This window comes from Streptomyces klenkii, from assembly GCF_003626645.1.
In the GTDB taxonomy this organism is placed as follows: domain Bacteria; phylum Actinomycetota; class Actinomycetes; order Streptomycetales; family Streptomycetaceae; genus Streptomyces; species Streptomyces klenkii.
In genome coordinates this window covers 1-1,064 of sequence record NZ_RBAM01000188.1, presented here as the reverse complement: position 1 = coordinate 1,064, position 1,064 = coordinate 1, and the positions used below count along the sequence as shown (strand labels likewise).

At 64.1% G+C, this 1,064-nt stretch carries 1 protein-coding gene and 1 pseudogene; both read right to left on the bottom strand.

Annotated elements, in window-relative coordinates:
• Positions 1-155: 155 nt before the first annotated feature.
• Positions 156-479, bottom strand: a complete 324-nt coding sequence (locus D7231_RS35670; protein WP_120760544.1) for a chaplin — start codon at positions 477-479, stop codon at positions 156-158.
• A 472-nt stretch (positions 480-951) separates the two neighbouring features.
• Positions 952-1,064, bottom strand: a pseudogene (locus D7231_RS35665) (IS5/IS1182 family transposase); the annotation flags it as partial.

The window sequence follows — 1,064 nt, the reverse complement described above, 5'->3', positions numbered from 1 at the left end:
CAAGCGAGGCTCCTCGGACGAAGCGCGGTGCGTGAGAACACCAGCGCAACGGCCAGGAGCCTCGCGTCGTCACACCCCCTTCTGACCAGGCCGTTTCACCCTCCAGCGCCAGGTTGAAAGAGGTTCACTCACTCATAAAGGCTGAAGTAAAAGGCTCACTGCGGTGCGCAACTACTTCCAGATGCCGGATTCAGAAGACCGACGTCCACGCACGCATTCACCGGCACGTGGAGCGGGACCAGGATCACGTTGCCCGACAACACGCCCGGACTGTTCGCCGGCTCGCCCGTAGCCACGCTGACAGTCACGGCCGGAGCTGGGGGGCCATTGTCCGCCGTGGCAGCCCAGGTTCCGGGGGCCGCGCCCGCCAGAGAGGCACTGGCCAAGACTATTGCACTGAACGTCTTCCATCCTGTCACGCTCCTGAGAGCGAGTAGTCCGGTCGCTGCCGCCCTGGCCGCGGCGGGTCGGGTCCTCATCCTAGTCAGCTCCTAAAAGGCGTCGGCGGCTGATGCCGCAAAAGCAGTGCCGGAAGCATGCCCAGCAATCCAACAGGCCGCACTTGCCGCCCAAGGAGCGTGAGAGTGCGAAGGGGCGTACACAACGGCCACGCTCTCCCCGAACGGTCACAACTCTCCACCCCCCTTCTGTACCCACGTGTCCTTCCAGAACAATTCCCCCACCCCCGCTCACCGAGCGTCACGGACCAGGGGATTACTGACCTTGTGGGCGTGATGGCGTGAGGGTTACTGATCTTTAAAGGGTGGTGTCGGAGGGGCTGATGGGCCTTGATCGCTGCGATACGCCGTCACGAGGTATGCCCAGGGCGGCGGTCTGACCGCTGAGCGGAGAGCGTTCCGGGAGCACCTGCGCCTGCGTGCGGCCGAACTGCTCGCGCAGGGGCGGTCCAGCGCGCGGATCGTGAAAGTGCTGCGGGTCAGTGAACCTTTTTCATCCTGGATAGTCGCTGGTCAGGAGGGTGTGGATGGCCTGGACGATGGTTCCGATGCGGTTGGTGGAGCATCGGGCTTTGCGGAGGATGCGCCAGGTCTTCAGCTGTGCGA

Excerpts from the sequence above, each read along its gene's own strand:
- D7231_RS35670 (WP_120760544.1), bottom strand. The coding sequence starts at position 479 with ATGAGGACCCGACCCGCCGCGGCCAGGGCGGCAGCGACCGGACTACTC.